Consider the following 2,353-nt stretch of genomic DNA (forward strand, 5'->3'; position numbering starts at 1 on the left):
TTACCGCCGAGCGGCTGCTGGGTGATCATGGAGTACGGGCCGGTCGAACGTGCGTGGATCTTGTCGTCGACCAGGTGGAGCAGCTTGAGGATGTAGATGTAGCCGACCGAGATCGGGTACGGGAACGGCTCGCCGGAGCGGCCGTCGAACAGCTTGGCCTTACCGCTCTGCTGGACCATGCGGTCCCCGTCGCGGTTGGCGATGGTGTTGTCGAGCAGCCCGACGATTTCTTCCTCGTGGGCGCCGTCGAAGACCGGGGTGGCCATGTTGGTGCGCGGGGCCACCTTCTCGAAGCCCTTGTCACGCAGGCGCTCGGCCCAGGCCTCCTGGACGCCGGAGATGTCCCAGCCGCGGGCGGCGATCCAGCCGAGGTGGGTCTCCAGCACCTGGCCGACGTTCATCCGGCCGGGCACGCCCAGCGGGTTGAGGATGATGTCGACCGGGGTGCCGTCCTCCAGGAACGGCATGTCCTCCACCGGGAGGATCTTGGAGATGACGCCCTTGTTGCCGTGCCGGCCGGCCAGCTTGTCGCCGTCGGTGATCTTCCGCTTCTGGGCCACGTAGACGCGGACCAGTTCGTTGACGCCGGGCGGCAGCTCGTCGCCCTCCTCGCGGGAGAAGACGCGGACGCCGATGACTTTGCCCTGCTCGCCGTGCGGCACCTTCAGCGAGGTGTCGCGGACTTCGCGGGCCTTCTCACCGAAGATCGCGCGCAGCAGCCGCTCTTCCGGGGTCAGCTCGGTCTCGCCCTTCGGGGTGACCTTGCCGACCAGGATGTCGCCGGGTACGACCTCGGCGCCGATGCGGATGATGCCGCGCTCGTCGAGGTCGGCCAGGACCTCTTCGGAGACGTTCGGGATGTCCCGGGTGATCTCTTCTGGGCCCAGCTTGGTGTCACGGGCGTCGACCTCGTGCTCCTCGATGTGAATCGAGGACAGGACGTCGTCCTGGACCAGCCGCTGGGACAGGATGATCGCGTCTTCGTAGTTGTGGCCCTCCCACGGCATGAACGCCACCAGCAGGTTCTTGCCCAGCGCCATCTCACCGCTGTCGGTGCACGGGCCGTCGGCGATGACCTGGTTGACCTCGACCCGGTCGCCCTCGGCGACGATGGGCTTCTGGTTGAACGAAGTGCCCTGGTTGGAACGCTTGAACTTGGCGACACGGTAAGTCGTACGGGTGCCGTCGTCGTTCATCACGGTGACGTAGTCGGCCGAGACCTCCTCGACCACACCCGCCTTCTCGGCGCTGATGACGTCGCCCGCGTCGGTCGCGGCACGGTATTCCATGCCGGTGCCGACCAGCGGCGCCTCGCTCTTGAGCAGCGGCACGGACTGCCTCTGCATGTTGGAGCCCATGAGCGCGCGGTTGGCGTCGTCGTGCTCCAGGAACGGGATCATCGCCGTGGCGACCGACACCATCTGGCGCGGCGACACGTCGATGTAGTCGACCTCGTCGGCCCGCGCCAGCTCGGTCTCGCCACCCTTGGTACGGACCAGAACCCGCGCCTCGGCGAACGTGCCGTCAGGGTTGAGGACCGTGTTGGCCTGCGCCTTGACGAAACGGTCTTCCTCATCGGCGGTCAGGTAGTCGATCTGCTCGGTCACCTTGCCGTCGACGACCTTGCGATAAGGCGTCTCGACGAAACCGAAGGCGTTGATCCGGCCATAAGAGGCCAACGAACCGATCAGACCGATGTTCGGGCCTTCCGGCGTCTCGATCGGGCACATCCGGCCGTAGTGCGACGGGTGCACGTCACGAACCTCGAAGCCGGCCCGCTCACGCGACAGACCACCAGGACCCAGCGCGGACAGACGCCTCTTGTGCGTCAAGCCGGCCAGCGGGTTGGTCTGGTCCATGAACTGCGACAGCTGCGAAGTGCCGAAGAACTCCTTGATCGACGCCACGACCGGGCGGATGTTGATCAGGGTCTGCGGCGTGATCGCCTCGACGTCCTGGGTCGTCATCCGCTCGCGCACGACGCGCTCCATACGGGCCAGACCCAGGCGGACCTGGTTCTGGATGAGCTCACCGACGCTGCGCAGACGGCGGTTACCGAAGTGGTCGATGTCGTCGACCTCGACGATCACGGTGTCGATCGGCGCCTCGGCGGCGGCCGGCATCGACTCCTCGCCGGCGTGCAGCCGGACGATGTACTCGATCGTGGCGACGACGTCCTCTTCGGTCAGCGTCCCCTGCTGGATCTCACTGCCGACCCCGAGCTTCTTGTTGATCTTGTAGCGACCGACCTTGGCCAGGTCGTAGCGCTTGGGGTTGAAATACAGGTTCTCCAGCAGGGTCTGCGCCGACTCCTTGGTCGGCGGCTCACCCGGACGCAGCTTGCGGTAGATGT

At 66.2% G+C, this 2,353-nt stretch carries 1 protein-coding gene; it reads right to left on the reverse strand.

Annotation, left to right across the window (positions count from 1 at the left end; translation table 11 throughout):
- Positions 1-2,353, reverse strand: a 2,353-nt coding sequence (gene rpoB / locus AB0J16_RS59605; protein ID WP_358558304.1) for a DNA-directed RNA polymerase subunit beta, incomplete at both ends; no start/stop codon positions are given.

The sequence above is a fragment of the Nonomuraea sp. NPDC049750 genome (assembly GCF_040659625.1).
Taxonomy (GTDB): Bacteria; Actinomycetota; Actinomycetes; order Streptosporangiales; family Streptosporangiaceae; genus Nonomuraea.